This is a genomic window from Saccharopolyspora sp. NPDC050389 (assembly GCF_040655595.1).
Classification (GTDB): Bacteria; Actinomycetota; Actinomycetes; order Mycobacteriales; family Pseudonocardiaceae; genus Saccharopolyspora.
The window spans coordinates 1-17,327 of the sequence record NZ_JBFAKG010000105.1 but is presented as its reverse complement, the minus strand read 5'-3'; the positions used below and the strand labels follow the sequence as shown (position 1 = coordinate 17,327).

The window sequence follows — 17,327 nt, the reverse complement described above, 5'->3', positions numbered from 1 at the left end:
GATGACGACCGCCGCGAGGATTCCGCTCACGTCCGCCAGGCCGAGCGTCACCACCACCAGGGTCACAAGCGACCCAAAAGACTCACGGCCCCGTGCCCAGCTCAAACCTCCCCCAGGAACCCCGGGAACCCCGGGAACCCCTGGAACCCCTGGAACGACCGAAGGGCCGCCCCCTGCTGGGGACGGCCCTTCGAAAAGCGACAGCAGCGTGGATCAGAAGTCCATGCCGCCCATGCCACCGGTCGGGTCCGGAGCGCCCGCCTTCTCCTTCTCCGGCTTTTCCGCGACCACGGCTTCGGTGGTCAGGAACAGCGCGGCGATGGAAGCGGCGTTCTGCAGCGCCGAGCGGGTGACCTTGGCCGGGTCGAGGACGCCGGCCTGGACCAGGTCCTCGTACTCGCCGGTCGCGGCGTTGAGGCCGTGGCCGGAGGTGAGGCCCTTCACCTTCTCCGCGACAACGCCACCCTCGAGGCCGGCGTTGACGGCGATCTGCTTCAGCGGAGCCTCGACAGCGATCTTCACGCTGTTGGCGCCGGTCGCCTCGTCACCGGTCAGGTTGAGGCCGTCGAAGGCAGCCTGCGCGGCCTGCAGCAGCGCGACGCCACCACCGGCGACGATGCCCTCCTCGACCGCGGCCTTGGCGTTGCGGACCGCGTCCTCGATGCGGTGCTTGCGCTCCTTGAGCTCGACCTCGGTCGCCGCACCGGCCTTGATGACGGCCACGCCGCCGGCCAGCTTGGCCAGCCGCTCCTGCAGCTTCTCGCGGTCGTAGTCGGAGTCCGAGCGCTCGATCTCGGCACGGATCTCGTTGACCCGCCCGGCGATCTGCTCGTCGTCGCCGGCACCCTCGACGATCGTGGTCTCGTCCTTGGTGACGACGATCTTGCGGGCGCGGCCCAGCAGGTTCACGTCCGCGTTCTCCAGCTTGAGGCCGACCTCTTCGCTGATGACCTGGCCGCCGGTCAGGATCGCCATGTCCTGCAGCATCGCCTTGCGGCGGTCGCCGAAGCCGGGGGCCTTGACGGCGACCGACTTGAAGGTGCCGCGGATCTTGTTGACGACCAGGGTCGCCAGGGCCTCGCCCTCGACGTCCTCGGAGATGATCAGCAGCGGCTTGTTGGCCTGCATGACCTTCTCCAGCAGCGGGAGCAGGTCCTTGACGTTCGAAACCTTGGAGCTCAGCAGCAGGATGTACGGGTCCTCCAGGACCGCCTCCATCCGCTCCGAGTCGGTGACGAAGTAGGGCGAGATGTAGCCCTTGTCGAAGCGCATGCCCTCGGTGAGCTCCAGCTCCAGGCCGAAGGTGTTGCTCTCCTCGACGGTGATGACGCCTTCCTTGCCGACCTTGTCCATCGCCTCGGCGATGAGCTCGCCGATCTGACGGTCGCCGGCCGAGATCGCAGCCGTGGCGGCGATCTGGTCCTTGGTCTCGATCTCCTTGGCGTTCTTGAGCAGCTGCTCGGCGATCGCCTCGGTGGCCTTCTCGATGCCCCGCTTCAGGGCGATCGGGTTGGCGCCGGCCGCGACGTTGCGCAGACCCTCGCGCACCAGCGCCTGGGCCAGCACGGTGGCGGTCGTGGTGCCGTCACCCGCGACGTCGTCGGTCTTCTTCGCGACCTCCTTGACCAGCTCGGCCCCGATCTTCTCCCACGGGTCTTCGAGCTCGATCTCCTTGGCGATGGAGACACCATCGTTGGTGATGGTCGGCGCGCCCCACTTCTTCTCGAGCACGACATTGCGGCCCTTCGGGCCGAGCGTCACCTTGACGGCGTCAGCGAGGGTGTTCATGCCGCGCTCAAGACCGCGGCGGGCGTCCTCGTCGAACGCGATCATCTTGGCCATTGCGGTGTGGTCCTCCACCTGTCTGGACGCCGCGGTGGTGGACTTGCTCACCCCACGGCAGGACTCGTGCTCGGCCAGGCTCGGTGCCCGCGACGGACGACCGTGCGGCGGTACCGTCGGGTGGCACCGCCGGAGACGGCCTCACCGTCCCGACCTGGCACTCAACGTTGCTGAGTGCCAATACCGTGTTTAGCACTCTCACCAGTCGAGTGCAAGCGAAGTCCGTCAGCGGGTGGGCACCGACGTGGGCAGGTCGCTGTTGTTGTACGAGGACGTTTCCGTCGTCGTCGACTCCGTGCTGCCGCCGCCGGAGCCGCTGAGGGAGTTGGCCATCACAATGAAGATGACCACGATCACCACCAGCGCGACGCCTGCCAGCACCGGCACGATCCACTTCGCCGAGCCGCCGGACTTGGTCGCGAACGACGCCGAGCCGGCCGGGATCGGCGGCCGCAGCCGCACCGGGTCGTTGCCGGGCGGCGGCAGCGGGCGCGGCGGCTGCTGCTGGTAGGGCGGGTAAGGGCGCGGGCCGGGCGGCTGGGGCGGCCCGTACTGGACCGGCATCGGCCCGGACATCGGACCCACGGGCGGGCCCGCCTGGCGGGGCGGCGGCGGGGTTTCGCCGCCGGCGGCGGGACCGAGTGCGGCGCGGGCCGCCGCGATCAGCTCCTTGCAGTTGCCGAAGCGCTGGTCGGCCTTCTTCAACATGCCGCGGCGCAGCACCTCGTCAATGCTGCCGGGCAGCACCACCAGCGACGTCGCCGGCGGCGGCTCCGCGGCCAGGTGCCCCTGGATGACCTCCTGCACCTGCCCCTGGAACGGCGGCCGCCCGGTCAGGCAGGCGAACATCATGCAGGTCAGCGCGTACTGGTCGGTGCGGCCGTCCACCGGCTCGCCGCGCAGGTGCTCGGGCGCCGCGTAGGTCGGCGAGCCGAGGAAGTCGCCGCTGGCCGTGCGGTGCCCGGTCGCTCCGCGCCGGGTGAGCCCGAAGTCGGCGAGGTAGACGTGCTCGTTGACGGACTCGCGCGAGGTCACCAGCACGTTGGCCGGCTTCAGGTCGAGGTGCACCAGGCCGCGCTCGTGCAGCATGTCCAGCGCCTCGGCGATCTGGGAGAGCAGCTCCAGGGCGCGCTTGGGCGAGATCGGCCCGTCCTTGATCAGGCTGGCCAGGTCGGACCCGTCGACCAGCCGCATCGCGATGTAGAGCATGCCGTCGACCTCGCCGAAGTCGTACAGCGGGACGATGTTGGCGTGGTCGATGGCCGAGGTGTTGCGCGCCTCGTCGACGAACCGCTCGCGGAACTCCGCGTCACCGGTGATGTGCTCGCCCATGATCTTGAGCGCGACCTTGCGGCCGAGCCGGGTATCGGTGGCGCGGTACATCACGCTCATCCCGCCGCGGCCGAGCACTCCGTCGATCTTGTAGTGGCCGAGGCGCTGCCCGGTGAGGTCTGCCGACACGCGGAGCAGCCTAACGTTTCGGGATCACGCACGTCCTCGGGTTCGGCAACACCGTGATGACATCGATTCCGCGGGCGCCGGACGCGCCGTGGCCCGGCTCCCGCAGATGGGAACCGGGCCGCGCGCCTGACGTTCTCAACGCCGTGACATGCATGCCTTTCATGAAGCGGCGGCAGCCGCCGCGGGTTCTCAGATGTCTTCTCGGAAGGACGGCCCAGCGTGGCGCATTGGTCACACATGAGTCGGGGATCCCGGATCGAGAAGGCTCCTGAGGTTTCGCTACCCGCGCCGCCGAGCGGCCGGGTTCAGCTGCCTATTCAGACCTTGCGGACACCGTCTGCTTGAGTGCGGCCGTCACGTCCCGCTTTCACTTCGAATTCGACCCGATCCCCTTCGGAAAGGGTTCGGAAACCAGACATGTTGATCGCGGAGTAATGGACGAACACATCAGATCCACCGTCTGCCGCGATGAATCCATAGCCCTTCTCCGAGTTGAACCATTTGACCGTGCCGACCGCCACGGCGTCCTCCTCATAAAAAGTGATGCACGACGCCCAAAGCGCCGCTGGAGCAACGGCAACGCTACCCCAGAAAGCAGGCCTCGTCGCGGGTTCGGCAATGCAACTTTTCCGTTAAACGCTGGGCCGAATGGGTGTCGCGTCCGGGCACGTTCAGTTATCGGAGTGGGGTCGACTCGGGAATTCGTCCGAATGCATGAGCCCATTTGCGCTCTCGGCGAAATCCGCACCACCCGTTTGAAGCGACGGCTATGCGAACCCGCGCAACTCGCGCTCAGGAACGCGCACCCAGCCCATTTGCCTGCAACCAGGTGACGAGTCCTCGCGGATTGCGGGTTTGGGTCAGCACCTGACCGGGACCGGCGAAATCGAACACCAAACCCTCGCCGCTCTTGAGCGACTGGGCGACTCCCTGGTTCATCTGCCGCAGCCGGCTCTGCACCGTGTCGGCGTAGGCCACCACGTGCCCGGTGTCGATCGTGACGTACTCGCCGGGCTGCAGCGTCACCACGTCCAGCGCGCCGTAGCAGGAGACCACCACCGGGCCCTGGCCGCCGACGTGGGTCATGAAGCCGCCCTCGCCGCCGAAGAGGTTCTGGAAGCCGCCCCACTGCGTCTCGACCTGCACGGTGCTCGCGGAGGCGAGCCAGCAGCCCTTGGTCACGCACCAGCCGACCCGGCCGTCGAGCTCCAGCACGTTCAGGTCGCCCGGCAGGTTCGGCGCCACGTCCACCCAGCCGCCCTGCTGCGGGGCCGTGTAGGTCGACACGAAGAACGACTCGCCGCCGAGCGCGGCGCGGGCCAGCGACTTCAGGAAGCCGCCCTGGGCGCGCGCCTCGACGGTCACGCCGAAGCTGGTGGCGAGCATCGCACCGGACTCGACCTGCACGGGCTCGCCCGGGGCGAGCATCAGCCGGGCCACCCCGAACGACGGCGTGTGACGGGTGCGAACCTGCACGGCTACCTCCTAGGCGAGACCGGTCACGAGTCTGCCACGCCTGATCAGTGCGACGATTCGCACGCCGGTAGGGACAGCAGGGGTGTCGATGACCGATGATCTGGGCGTGTCGCACGGAACCGGAACACCCGCTCTGACCGCGGTCGCCGACCACCAGTCGAAGATCGCCGCCTTGCTCGCCCCGACGCCGGTGCTGGCCAAGCCGCTGGCGGACTGCCTCGGGCTCGCCCTCGCCGCGGATCTCACCGCGCCGATCTCGCTGCCGCCGTTCGACAACTCCGCGATGGACGGCTACGCCGTCCGCTCCGTCGACCTGGCCGACGCGACGCCGGAGCAGCCGGTGCGGCTGCCGGTCCACGAGGACATCCCGGCCGGCCGGGTCGACGTGCCGCCGCTGCAGCCCGGCACCGCGCACCGGATCATGACCGGCGCCCAGATGCCGCCGGGCGCGGACGCGGTCATCCCGGTGGAACGCACCGACGGCGGCACCGAGCAGGTGCGGCTGTTCGCCTCGGTGCAGCCGGGGGCGCACGTGCGGCGCGCGGGTGAGGACGTCACGGCCGGCGCAACGGTGCTGACGGCGGGCACCACGCTGGCGCCGTCGCAGCTGGGCGTCGCGGCCGCCGTCGGCGCCGCGGAACTGCCCGTGCACCGGCCGGTCCGGGTGCTGGTGCTGTCCACCGGATCGGAGCTGGTCGCGCCCGGCACCGACCTGCAGCCTGGGCAGATCTACGAGTCGAACGGCCTGATGCTGGCCGCCGCGGTGCGCGAAGCCGGCGGCGAGGCGACGCTGCTGCGGTTCGTGCCGGACGACGTCGACGCCTTCCACGCCGCGCTCGCCCCGCACCTGGCCGACACGGATCTGCTGATCACCTCGGGCGGCGTCAGCGCCGGGGCCTACGAGGTCGTCAAGGACGCGCTCACCGGCACCGGCGTCGAGTTCACCAAGGTCGCGATGCAGCCCGGGATGCCGCAGGGCTGCGGCCGGTACCGGGACGGCGTCGCCGTGGTGACGCTGCCGGGCAACCCGGTCAGCGCGATGGTGTCGTTCGAGGTGTTCGCGCGGCCCGCACTGCGCGCCGCGGCCGGGCACCTGGCCATCCGCCGCCCGGTGCGGCAGGCGACGCTGGCCGAGCCGCTGTCCGCGCCCGCGGGCAAGCGCCAGTACCGCAGGGGCCGGTTCGACCCGGCCACCGGCGCCGTGACGTTGCAGGGCGCGCCCGGCTCGCACCTGCTGGCGGGCCTGGCCAAGGCGAACTGCCTGCTGGAAATCCCCGAGGACGTGACCGAACTCGCTGCGGAGTCCACAGTGGACGTAATGCTGCTGGATTAGCGCCGATCCGGGCGCCCGCCGCAGGCGTCCGGAAGATCATCTGGTTGACGGATTGCATTCCGTCCCCAAGACTGCACCACCAATTACCGACCACCCTCCGGAGTTCTGCACCGTGCGTGGCCCCTGGCGCGCCGCCCTGGCGCTGGCGTTGCACATCGGCTTCTTCCTCGCGCCGATCGCGCTGGTCCTCGGGCTGCTCGCGATCTCGGCGTTCACCTTCCGATACGACCAGGCGAGCGGGTTGAAGGCCGCGCTCGCGGCGGTCGCCGTCGGCGCGCTCTTCGCGATCGGGCTGCGCGCCGTGCTGCGCAACCGGGTGCGGCCGCGCGGCGTGCGACTGGACCGCGCCGACCAGCCGCAGCTGTGGCGGATGGCGGAGTCGATCGCCGCCGACGCCGACGCCCCGGCGCCCGACGAAATCCGCATCACCTCCGAGCCGAACGCGAACATCCGCGAGGACACCGCGCTGCTCGGCCTGCGCACCCGCACCCGCTACCTGGAGCTCGGGCTGCCGCTGCTGGCCGCCCTCAACGCCAGCGAGCTGCGGGCCGTGGTGGCGCACGAGCTCGGCAGGCTGACCGGCCGAAACCGGCTGACCGTGACCGCCTACCGGGCGTCGGCGAGCGTCGAGCGCACCGTCGACGGCCTCACCGGCGGCCCCGTCAAGTGGATGTTCACCGGCTACGCCCGGCTGTTCACCGCGATCGCGGCCACCACCGGCCACGACCTGGAGCTCGCCGCCGACGCCATCGCGGTCCGGGAGGCGGGCAACCGCGCGGCCGTCACCGCGCTGCGCAAGGCGATCGCCATCGAGCTCGGCTGGCAGGAATACGCCGACGAGTACCTCAGCATGGCCAAGTCGGTCGGCCACACGCCGGACGTGCTGCTGGGCTTCCGCACCTTCATGGAGCACCCGACGCGCAAGCCGAAGCTCGCCGAACGGGTCAAGCAGGCCATCGCCGACGACGAGGACGGCAGCCGCACCCACCTGCCCGCGCGCCGGCGCATCGAAGCGATGAAGCGGATCAAGGTAACCGGCCGCGACATCGACGACCGGCCCGCGTTCGCCATGCTGCGCAACCCGCGCAAGAGCGTGCCGGACCTCGAAGACCGCCTGATGGTCGACGGCCTCAAGCGCCGGCTGGGCTGGCCGGAGCTGGCCCGGCTGGCCGGCGCCGCGCACGTCGCCGAGCGGGCCGCGCTGCTGAGTTCCGCCGTGGCGCAGAGCGGCCTGCCGGTGGAGCCGACGATCGTGGGCATCCTGCCCGCCATCCACCGCGGCCAGGGCCACGACCTGGTCAACCCGGTGCTCAACCCCGGCCTGTGCCCGGAACGCATCGACGAGGCCGCCGTCGACACGCTGACCGAGCTGCTCGGCTGCGTCGTGGTGGACGCGCTGATCTGCGCCCGGCGGGCGCACCACGAGCTGGACTGGGGCGGCCCGTCGACGGTGCGGCTGGCCAACGGTCAGCCGCTGGACCCGGACCGGCTGGTCCGCCCGGCGGTGGCCGATCCCCGGCTGATCCCGGGCCTGCACCGGGCGCTGGTCGACCTCGGGGTGCCGATGACCCACGCGCGCCGCCCCGCCGCCGAGCCCGAGCCCGCGCTGGCCGGGCTCGTCAGCCCGGTGCAGTGCCCCGGCGGCAACTACGACCTGCTGGTCACCGATCGCGGCCTGGTGCTGCTGCCCAGCTCGGCCAGCACCACGAAGCGCCTGCTGGCCGGCACGCTCGCCCGGTTCCGCAAGGCGGAGCAGGAGCAGCTCGCCGAACTGGCCGCCACACCGATCGGCGAGCTCCGGGAGCGTCCCGGCGCGCAGTGGGTGGACAGCCGGGACGTGGCCCGCGCGCGGCTGGACCAGGACCGCGCGGGCTGGTCGCTGTCGCTGGAGCTGTACCTCGACGAGTACGCGGTGTCCGAGCTGGACGACGTCGGCGTGCGCGACGGCGAGGACGGCGTGTCCGAGCTGGCGCTGCGCAGCACCGCCGACGGCGTGGAGCACGGCGACCCGTACCGGGGCCTCGGAGAGCTGATGGGGGCGCGGATGAACCTCGACGAGCCCACCCACACGAACGAGTGAGAAAGGCCGGGGCTCTGATGACTCTTCGTCATGTAACGGCGCGCCGACATCCTCCAAAAGCGGCTACGGACATTTTGTGAACTCAATTACACTGGAAACCGCGTAACGAACCGTCGCCCAAATACATCTCCTAGACGTCCGCACAAACCCACTACTGCTTGCCGGTGGGGCGGACATGCCGAGGACCGTGCGCCGTCGGGGGGTGCACGGACCCGCACCGGGGAGGCCGTCCGACGTCTACGGGGAGACGTCGAACGGCCTCCCTGCTTTCTCTCACTCGTGCGGGTTACCTGGACGTCGCGTTGGCGGTAGCATCCCGGGATCGGATAAACGCAGGTCAGCAGAGTAGTTCTTGATCAACTACGCCCCCTGGCGTCGGTTGACGTGAGGCGTCCGCGATGCTGTACCGACGACGGCGCCGGTCGGCACCCCCGTTCACGTCGGGGAGCCCGGCCGAACCGCCGCACCATGACCGCCGACGCAGGGGCGTAGCACCTCGATGAGCACCGCCGAAGAACCGAAGAAGAACCTGCTGGCGCACCTCGCCGCGCTGGCCCGCGACACCATCCCGCCGATGCACCCGGCAGGCCGCCCGTTCGTGCTCGGCGCCGGCATCGCGACCCTCCTGCTGCGCCGCTTCTGGCGCCCGGCGGGCGTGCTCGGCGGCATCGTCACCGCCTGGTGCGCGTGGTTCTTCCGCGAGCCCGCCCGCACCACGCCCAGCCGCGAGGGACTCGCCGTCGCGCCCGCCGACGGCACGATCTCGCACATCGAGCCCGCGGTGCCGCCGGCCGAGCTCGGCCTCGGCGACGAGCCGATGACCCGCATCAGCGCCTTCCTGACGATCTTCGACGTGCACGTCCAGCGGATCCCGCTGAGCGGCAAGGTCGAGACCATCGCCTACCGGCCGGGCAAGTTCCTCTCCGCCGACCTGGACAAGGCCAGCGAGGACAACGAGCGCAACTCGATGGTCATCCGCTCCGACGACGGCACCCAGGTCGCCGTGGTGCAGATCGCCGGGCTCGTCGCCCGCCGCATCGTCTGCTCCGTCTCCGAGGGCGACGTTCTGCAGGCCGGCAGCACCTACGGGCTGATCCGGTTCGGCTCCCGGGTGGACCTCTACGTGCCGACCGGCAGCCGGATCCTGGTCGAGCCGGGCCAGCGCACCATCGGCGGGGAGACCGCCCTCGCCGAGCTGCCGCGGGGGACGCACTCCTGATGAGCATGCACAGCGCCCCCGGCATCCGGTTGCTGCCCAACGCGATCACCGTGCTGGCGATGTGCGCCGGACTGTCGGCGGTCCAGTTCGCGCTCAACGGCCAGCTCACCGGCGCGATCGCCGCCGTCGCGGTCGCCGCGGTGCTCGACGGCCTGGACGGGCGGATCGCGCGGCTGCTCGACGCCACCTCCAAGATGGGCGCCGAACTGGACTCGCTGTCCGACGCGATGTCCTTCGGCGTCGCGCCGGCGCTGACGCTGTACGCCTGGCAACTGCAGGACAACCGCCTCGGCTGGGTGGTCTCGCTGATCTTCGCGGTGTGCATGGTGCTCCGCCTGGCGCGGTTCAACACGCTGCTCGACGACGCCGAGCAGCCCCCGTACGCCAAGGAGTTCTTCGTCGGCGTGCCCGCGCCTGCGGCCGGGCTGCTCGGGCTGTTGCCGATCGTCCTGACCGCGCACTTCGACTACCCGGGCTGGTGGGCGAACCAGAACGTCGTGATGGGCTGGATGGTGCTGGTCGCGGCGCTGATGGTCAGCCGGGTGCCGACGCTGTCGCTGAAGACCGTCAAGGTGCCGCCGAGGGCCGCGGCGCCGCTGCTGGTGCTGGTCGCGCTGCTGGCGGCGGGGATAATCATGTTCCCGCTGATCTCGCTGGCCATCGCCATGGTGATCTACCTCCTGCACGTCCCGTACGCGGTCTACCGGCACAACTGGCTGGCCAAGCACCCCGAGGCGTGGAGCGCGCCGCCGCGGGAGCGGCGCGCGATCCGCCGCCGCACCCAGCGCAGGCTCGGCCTGCGGCCGCCGCTGCGGCGCAGCGTGGCGGGCGCCGCTAGGCGCGTTCGCCTGCCGCGTCGGCACAGCCACCCGGACGGCCCGCGGCGGAGCTGGCGTCGCCTGGAGCTGCGGCGCAGCCGCAACGACGGCCCCCGGCGCTAGCGGGCGGAGCGAACGGACCGTTCACCTCACCTATCGACGCGAACAGTCCGTTCACCTCACCCAACACGCCCGCCTGCAACGACACGCCTCGCGCATGTCCGGGCACCCCACAACGGCCACCAGCCCGAGGTGAACGGACCGTTCACCTCACCTATCAGCGCGAACAGTCCGTTCACCTCACCCGACACGCCCGCCGTGCGGCACACCGCCCGCGTGTCCGGCGGTAACTGCTGGTTGGGGCTGTCGCGGCGTCGCGCAGTTAAGCTCGCGGCGTGCCGTCGATTACGCTGACCGCTCGACTTTCCCCGTCCGCCAAGGACACCCGGCGCGGCGTGGTGCGCCTGCATCCCGAGGTGCTCGACGCCCTGGGGCTGCGGCCGTGGAACGCCGTGCAGCTGACCGGAGCCCGGGTCACCGTGGCGCTGGCCGCCGCGGCCGCGCCCGGCAGCCCGACCGGGGTGCTGCTGCTCGACGACGTGGCGTTGATGAACCTCGGCCTCACCGAAGGCGCCGAGGTGGGCGTCTCGCCCGTGCAGGTCGCGGCGGCGAAGCGGGTGAACATCGCGGGCTCGCAGCTCGCCCGCGCCACCGTCGCTCCCGAGACGGTGCGGATGGCGTTGACCGGCAAGGTCTTCGGGACCGGCGACACGGTGTCGCTGCTGCCCCAGGACGTCGCGCCGGCGACCACCGCGAACGCCGGCGAGGTGCGCCGGAAGCTCGCCACCGCCATCGGCATGACCTGGACCAACGAGCTGATCACCATCGCCGCCACCGAACCGCCCGGCGCGGTGGCCGTGCAACCGTCCACAGTGGTCGAATGGCGTGACGGCGCGGCACCGGCGGACTCCCCCGCCCCGCCGGCCGCGCCGCGACCGGCACCGGTCGAACCGGCCGAGCAGGCGGTCCCGGTCGCCGACCTGGTCGGCTCCCGCGACACCGCGAAGCGGCTCACCGAATGGCTGCGGCTGGCCTTCGAGCAGCCCGAACTGCTGCGCCGCCTCGGCGCCGAACCGCACCTCGGCGTGCTGCTCAGCGGCCCGGCCGGCGTCGGCAAGGCCACCCTCGCCCGCGCCGTGGCGAGCGCGATCGGCGCGGAGCTCGTCGAACTCGCCGCGCCCAGCGTCGCGGCGCTCGAACCGCGCACCGCGGCGCAACGCCTCCAGGACTCGATCAACCGCGCCACCAGCACAACCGGCAACTGCGTGCTGCTGCTGACCGACGTCGAGAGCCTCCTGCCGGGCACCGAGCCGCCGCCGCTGGCGACCGTGGCGCTGGACGCGATCCGCAGCGCGATCGGCACCGACCGGCTCGCCGTGGTCGTCACCAGCTCGCAGCCGCAGGCGATCGCCCCGAGGCTGCGGGAGCCGGGCCTGGTGGACCGGGAGCTCACCCTCGGCCTGCCCGACGACACCACCCGCGCGGATCTGCTGCGGGTGCTGCTCCGCAACGCGCCGCTGGCAGAGGACGTGCAGCTCGCCGAGGTCGCCGAGCACGCCCCGGGATTCGTCGTCGCCGACCTGGTCGCGCTGTGCCGGGAAGCGGCCGTCGGCGCCGCGTTGCGGCACCAGGACGACACCGCCGATCCCCGCATCCGGCAGCAGGACCTCCTCGACGCGCTGGCCTCGGTCCGCCCCATCTCGATGTCCACATCGGACAACCTGCAGACCGGCGGGTTGACGCTGGACGACGTCGGCGACATGACCGAGGTGAAGCAGGCCCTCACCGAGACGGCGCTCTGGCCGTTGCAGTACCCGGATTCGTTCACCCGGCTCGGCGTCGAACCGCCGCGCGGCGTGCTGCTGTACGGGCCGCCGGGCTGCGGCAAGACGTTCCTGGTGCGCGCCCTGGCCGGCAGCGGGCGGCTGAACGTGCTCGTGGTCAAGGGCGCGGAGCTGATGGACAAGTGGGTCGGCGAGTCCGAGCGGGCGGTCCGCGAGCTGTTCCTGCGGGCCGCCAACGCCGCCCCGACGCTGGTGTTCCTCGACGAGGTGGACGCGCTGGCACCGCGCCGCGGCCAGTCCTCGGACTCCGGCGTGGCGGACCGGGTGGTCGCGGCGCTGCTGACCGAGCTCGACGGCGTGGAGCCGATGCGCGATGTGGTCGTCCTCGGCGCGACGAACCGACCCGAGCTGGTCGATCCGGCCCTGCTCCGCCCCGGCCGCCTGGAGCGCCTCGTCTACGTCCCGCCGCCGGACGCGGAGGCCCGCGAAGCGATCCTGCGCGCGGCGGCGAAGAACACTCCGCTGGCGTCCGATGTGGACTTGGCCGCGCAGGCCGCCGAGCTGAACGGCTACTCCGCAGCCGACTGCGCGGCCCTGATCCGCGAGGCGGCCCTGACGGCGATGCGCGAATCCCTTTCAGCGGCGGAGGTTTCCGCCACCCACCTCGACACGGCCCGGAAGGCGGTCCGCCCCTCCCTCGACCCGGCCCAACTCGCGTCCCTGGAGGCCTACGCCACCAACCGCGGCTGACCACCGACCGCGCAATTTCGCGGGAAATCGCGCGGTCTCGCGCCGGGTCACTTGGCGGCGACCGCGCCCTTGTAGTCGTTGGTGATGATGGCGATCAGGCCCGGCGTCGCGTCCTGGATGCCGTCGAAGCGGGGCTCGGCGCGTGCCCCGAAGTGGGCCGCCATCTCATTCGCCTGCTGCTCCTCGACCGTGCCCGGCCGGAAGTAGATCGTCGTGGTCGGGATGCGTCCCGCCGAGTAGTTGCCGACCTCCGGAACGTCGTAGCCGGAGATCCGGAAGTCCTCCGCGGCGCGGTGCGCCAGCCCGCCGATCGTGCTGTTGTTGTAGACCCGCACCAGGATCTTGCCCGTCACGTCGCCGGAACCGACCGGCACGTCGTGGTTCTGGTTGCCCTGCGGCGGCGCGGGCGGCGGAGTGTCCTGTGTGGCCGGTGGCGGCACGACCGGCGGTGCGACCGGCGCAGTGCCGGCGGGCGGCACCACGGCGGACTCGGCGGGCGGGTTCTGCGCCAGCGAGGTGATCGGCGGATTGTTGCCCGGTTCCGGGGGCAGCGGTCGGGCCGTGTTCGACGTGCTACCGCCGGAAACCAGCGTGGCGATGCCGACGACGCCCGCGATCGCACCGACCCCGATCAGACCGAAGCCGATGAGCTTGGCCTTGGCCGGTCCGGTGGGTTCCCCTGAAGTCATCAGTGCAACTCGATTCCCAGTCGTTGGGCGGCCCGCGCGCGCTGCCGACCCGCCCGTGCCTTGCGCAGCCGTTTGATCAGCATAGGGTCTGCTCGCACGGCAGCCGGACTGTCCAGCAACGCGTTCAGCAGTTGGTAGTAGCGCGACGGCGACATGTCGAACAGCTCGCGGATCGCGCGCTCCTTCACGCCTTCCTGCTTCCACCACTGCGACTCGAAGGCCAGGATGCCCCGATCCCGCACGGTGAGCTCGCCATCCGGCGGTAACGGCTGGGTCGGCACCGGCGGCGGCTCGACGATCCGCTCGATCGGCTGGGTGATCGGCTCGGCGAGACGCAACCGCCGAGCGGGTGCCGATTCGGATTTCGGCTGCCGTTGTTGCAGGCGCGCCAGCTGCTCGCACTGACGAGCGATCTCCTGCGCGGTCAGCATTTGGGCGGCGTCCATCTGGCTCCTCGCCTCGCGATTCGAGACTTCCCGCGTTCACTGGAATCACATAGCTGTGATTCCCCCTCAATTACACCATGCCCGGATTCCCGGCGGGAGCGGATCACACCGGCGAGTAGCGGGATCGGAGCACCCCGGCGTGCCGGATGCCGAAACCGCTAAAGTCCCGGCCATGGCTGTTCACCCGATCTGCGTCGTCGGCGACCCGGTGCTGCACAACCCCACCCGTCCGGTGGAGCGCTTCGACGACGAGCTGCGCACCCTCGTCGAGGACATGTTCGAGACGATGGCCGCCGCGAACGGGGTCGGGCTGGCGGCCAACCAGATCGGCGTCGACCTGCGGGTGTTCGTCTACGACTGCCCGGACGACGAGGGCGTCCAGCACCGCGGCGTGGTGGTGAACCCCGAGCTGACCACCTCCGAGATCCCGCAGTCCATGCCGGATCCGGACGACGACTGGGAGGGCTGCCTGTCGGTGCCCGGCGAGTCCTACCCGACCGGCCGGGCGGACCGGGCGAAGGTCACCGGGTCCGATGTGGACGGAAAGCCGATCGAGGTCGAGGGGACCGGGTTCTTCGCCCGCTGCCTGCAACACGAAACCGACCACCTCAACGGCCACCTCTACCTGGACCGCCTGATGGGCCGCCACGCCCGGGCGGCGAAGAAGATGATCCGCCGCAACGGCTGGGGAATCCCCGGCCTGACCTGGGATCCGGCGGAATCCGGCGATCCCTTCGCCGAAGACGACTGATCAGAATTCCTTGGTTTCCAAGGTCAAGTCGAAGGGCTCGGGAATACCGATCGGTTCGCCGAACGGCACCCGGCGTTGATCCCAATAGCGGTCGTTTGACGGTCGCGAGTGCAGCGTCACCGTCGGCTGGTCTTTCGCGAACCGATCAATCAGCAAATACAGCGGAATACCCGCATGCGCATACCCACGCAACTTCGTCGTCCGATCGACATCGGCATTACTGGCCGAGGTTATTTCCACGACCAGCAGAGCATTGCTCCCGTCAAGGTACGTGCCGTGCGAGACCACCTGATCCTGCGGAATCACAACGAGGTCGGGGATGTACAGGTTGTTGCCGAACCCAGTATCAACTGCCGCAGTCTGGAAGATCTCCCAATCTTCAGGTACCGCACGTGCCAGCACCCGGTGCACGCGGCTTGCGATCAGGTTGTGTTCGTTTCCCGGCGGCGGCGTAATCACGATCCTTCCTTCGATGATCTCCGCGCGCCAGCCCTTGTTGGGGAGGTCCAGGCTTTCCCAGACCTCAAAGAGCTCATCCTCCACCGAGGCCACGTATGCAGGGGCAGCGGTCACAGCGCGGTCACCTCCTGTATCGATGTCATCACGCACCGTACTCACCACCCCTGACAACGTTGTGATCGCCCTGGTCATGAGCCTAATGGCAAACCGGCCTGCCGTCATCGGGGTGAACCGGGGTTGGCAGCCCGCTGTCTCCGGGCTAGCCTCGGCCGCGACAAATCAAAACCGCGGGAGCTCGCACCAACAGCGGGCTGAGAGGGTGGCTGGAGAACTCCGGGGCCGCCGACCGCATGAACCTGACCGGGTAATGCCGGCGTAGGGAGTGGATGGCAGTGGCCGACGTGCGTCCGAACGCGTCCGAAAGCGGAACCCAGATCACCACCGGGCCGATCAGCGGCTCGCGAAAGGTGTTCCGGAACACCGAATCCGGCCTGCAAGTGCCATTCCGCCGCATCGAGTTGACCAACGGCGAGCACCTCGACGTGTACGACACCTCCGGGCCGTACACCGACGAGAACGCCACCGTCGACGTCCACAGTGGACTTCATCGGATGCGGGCGGGGTGGACCGACGGCCGGGAGCACCGGACCCAGCTCGGCTGGGCCAGGGCCGGCGTGATCACGCGGGAGATGGAGTACATCGCCGCCCGCGAAGGAGTCCCGGCCGAACTGGTCCGCGACGAGGTGGCCAGCGGGCGGGCGGTGATCCCGGCCAACCGCTGCCACCCGGAGAGCGAGCCGATGATCATCGGCAAGAAGTTCCTGGTGAAGGTCAACGCCAACATCGGCAACTCCGCGGTGACCTCCTCGATCGAGGAGGAGGTGGAGAAGATGGTGTGGGCCACGCGCTGGGGCGCCGACACCGTCATGGACCTGTCCACCGGCAAGCGGATCCACGAGACCCGCGAACGGATCCTGCGCAACTCGCCGGTGCCGATCGGCACCGTGCCGATCTACCAGGCGCTGGAGAAGGTCAACGGCGATCCGGCCGCGCTGACCTGGGAGATCTACCGCGACACCGTCATCGAGCAGTGCGAGCAGGGCGTGGACTACATGACCGTGCACGCCGGCGTGCTGCTGCGCTACGTGCCGCTGACCGCGAACCGGGTCACCGGCATCGTGTCCCGCGGCGGCTCGATCATGGCCGCGTGGTGCCTGGCGCACCACCGGGAGAGCTTCCTCTACACGCACTTCAGCGAGCTCTGCGAGATCCTGCGCGACTACGACGTCACGTTCTCCCTCGGCGACGGCCTGCGGCCCGGCTCCATTGCCGACGCCAACGACCGCGCGCAGTTCGCCGAGCTGGAGACCCTCGGCGAGCTCACGCACATCGCCCGCGAGCACGACGTGCAGGTGATGATCGAGGGCCCGGGCCACGTCCCGATGCACAAGATCGTCGAGAACGTGCGGCTGGAAGAAGAGCTGTGCGGCGAAGCGCCGTTCTACACGCTCGGGCCGCTGACCACCGACATCGCCCCCGCCTACGACCACATCACGTCCGGGATCGGCGCGGCGATGATCGCCCAGGCGGGCACCGCGATGCTCTGCTACGTCACGCCGAAGGAGCACCTGGGGCTGCCGAACCGGGACGACGTCAAGGTCGGCGTGATCACCTACAAGATCGCCGCGCACGCCGCCGACCTGGCCAAGGGGCATCCGCGGGCGCAGGAGCGGGACGACGCGCTGTCCACGGCGCGGTTCGAGTTCCGCTGGACCGACCAGTTCAACCTGTCGCTGGACCCGGACACCGCGCGCGCCTTCCACGACGAGACGCTGCCCGCCGAGCCTGCCAAGACGGCGCACTTCTGCTCCATGTGCGGGCCGAAGTTCTGCTCGATGAAGATCACCCAGGACGTCCGGAAGTTCGCCGCGGAGCGCGGCCTGACCAGCGTCGAGGCGATCGAGGCGGGCATGCAGGAGAAGTCGGACGAGTTCGCCGGGGCCGGCAGCAAGGTCTACCTCCCGCTGGCCGACTAGACCGGAGCACCGTTTCCGCAGGTCACCGCCCGTGAGCGTTTTGGGGTGCTATAACGCCCCGGACAGCGTTGCGGGCCCCGCGCCCGCCCGGGGCCCCGAAACCGCTTAAACAAGGGGGGGTAA

Annotated in this window: 14 protein-coding genes and 1 riboswitch; of the genes, 7 read left to right on the top strand and 7 right to left on the bottom strand. The window is 70.3% G+C overall.

Annotation, left to right across the window (positions count from 1 at the left end; all coding sequences use genetic code 11):
• Nucleotides 1-213 precede the first annotated feature (213 nt).
• The 4 genes from groL to AB0I53_RS41820 all read right to left on the bottom strand — a co-directional run bounded on the left by groL (nt 214) and on the right by AB0I53_RS41820 (nt 4,779).
• A complete protein-coding gene (groL, locus tag AB0I53_RS41835; RefSeq protein WP_358614797.1) occupies nt 214-1,842 on the bottom strand; it encodes a chaperonin GroEL in 1,629 nt (542 codons plus the stop codon).
• Between the two features lie 225 nt (nt 1,843-2,067).
• Entirely contained in the window at nt 2,068-3,303 is a 1,236-nt protein-coding gene (locus AB0I53_RS41830) for a serine/threonine-protein kinase (RefSeq protein WP_358614766.1), read from the bottom strand.
• Nucleotides 3,304-3,620: 317 nt separating this feature from the next.
• Entirely contained in the window at nt 3,621-3,824 is a 204-nt protein-coding gene (locus AB0I53_RS41825) for a cold-shock protein (protein ID WP_270952855.1), read from the bottom strand.
• Between the two features lie 271 nt (nt 3,825-4,095).
• Nucleotides 4,096-4,779, bottom strand: coding sequence for a TIGR00266 family protein (locus AB0I53_RS41820; protein ID WP_358580603.1), 684 nt, complete (start codon nt 4,777-4,779; stop codon nt 4,096-4,098).
• 88 nt (nt 4,780-4,867) lie between these two features.
• On the opposite strand from AB0I53_RS41820, the gene glp reads away from it, so the two are divergent.
• The 5 genes from glp (at nt 4,868) to AB0I53_RS41795 (ending at nt 12,823) form a co-directional block, all read left to right on the top strand.
• Entirely contained in the window at nt 4,868-6,112 is a 1,245-nt protein-coding gene (gene glp / locus AB0I53_RS41815) for a gephyrin-like molybdotransferase Glp (RefSeq protein WP_358614763.1), read from the top strand.
• Nucleotides 6,113-6,224: 112 nt separating this feature from the next.
• Complete coding sequence (locus AB0I53_RS41810) at nt 6,225-8,192, top strand: M48 family metallopeptidase (RefSeq protein ID WP_358614761.1); 1,968 nt, start codon at nt 6,225-6,227, stop codon at nt 8,190-8,192.
• A gap of 499 nt (nt 8,193-8,691) precedes the next feature.
• Nucleotides 8,692-9,411: a phosphatidylserine decarboxylase gene (locus AB0I53_RS41805; RefSeq protein WP_358614759.1), complete on the top strand. Its 720-nt coding sequence runs from the start codon at nt 8,692-8,694 to the stop codon at nt 9,409-9,411.
• Complete coding sequence (gene pssA / locus AB0I53_RS41800) at nt 9,411-10,352, top strand: CDP-diacylglycerol--serine O-phosphatidyltransferase (protein ID WP_358614757.1); 942 nt, start codon at nt 9,411-9,413, stop codon at nt 10,350-10,352. Before AB0I53_RS41805 ends, pssA begins: the two co-directional genes overlap by 1 nt.
• Nucleotides 10,353-10,624: 272 nt before the next feature.
• A complete protein-coding gene (locus AB0I53_RS41795) occupies nt 10,625-12,823 on the top strand; it encodes an AAA family ATPase (RefSeq protein WP_358614755.1) in 2,199 nt (732 codons plus the stop codon).
• A 47-nt stretch (nt 12,824-12,870) separates the two neighbouring features.
• Here AB0I53_RS41795 and AB0I53_RS41790 read toward each other — a convergent pair whose 3' ends face one another.
• Nucleotides 12,871-13,512: a LytR C-terminal domain-containing protein gene (locus AB0I53_RS41790; protein ID WP_358614753.1), complete on the bottom strand. Its 642-nt coding sequence runs from the start codon at nt 13,510-13,512 to the stop codon at nt 12,871-12,873.
• Nucleotides 13,512-13,811, bottom strand: coding sequence for a DUF3263 domain-containing protein (locus AB0I53_RS41785; RefSeq protein ID WP_358614795.1), 300 nt, complete (start codon nt 13,809-13,811; stop codon nt 13,512-13,514). The genes AB0I53_RS41790 and AB0I53_RS41785 overlap by 1 nt, the downstream gene beginning before the upstream one ends.
• Before the next feature lie 319 nt (nt 13,812-14,130).
• Between AB0I53_RS41785 and AB0I53_RS41780 the strand changes: the two genes are divergently transcribed.
• Nucleotides 14,131-14,709, top strand: coding sequence for a peptide deformylase (locus tag AB0I53_RS41780; RefSeq protein WP_358614751.1), 579 nt, complete (start codon nt 14,131-14,133; stop codon nt 14,707-14,709).
• Here AB0I53_RS41780 and AB0I53_RS41775 read toward each other — a convergent pair whose 3' ends face one another.
• On the bottom strand, nt 14,710-15,360 hold the full coding sequence (locus tag AB0I53_RS41775; RefSeq protein WP_358614749.1) for a Uma2 family endonuclease: 651 nt from the start codon (nt 15,358-15,360) through the stop codon (nt 14,710-14,712).
• 85 nt (nt 15,361-15,445) lie between these two features.
• Nucleotides 15,446-15,568: riboswitch (TPP riboswitch) on the top strand.
• On the opposite strand from AB0I53_RS41775, the gene thiC reads away from it, so the two are divergent.
• Nucleotides 15,561-17,204, top strand: a complete 1,644-nt coding sequence (gene thiC, locus AB0I53_RS41770) for a phosphomethylpyrimidine synthase ThiC (protein ID WP_358614747.1) — start codon at nt 15,561-15,563, stop codon at nt 17,202-17,204. It overlaps the preceding riboswitch by 8 nt.
• Nucleotides 17,205-17,327 lie beyond the last annotated feature (123 nt).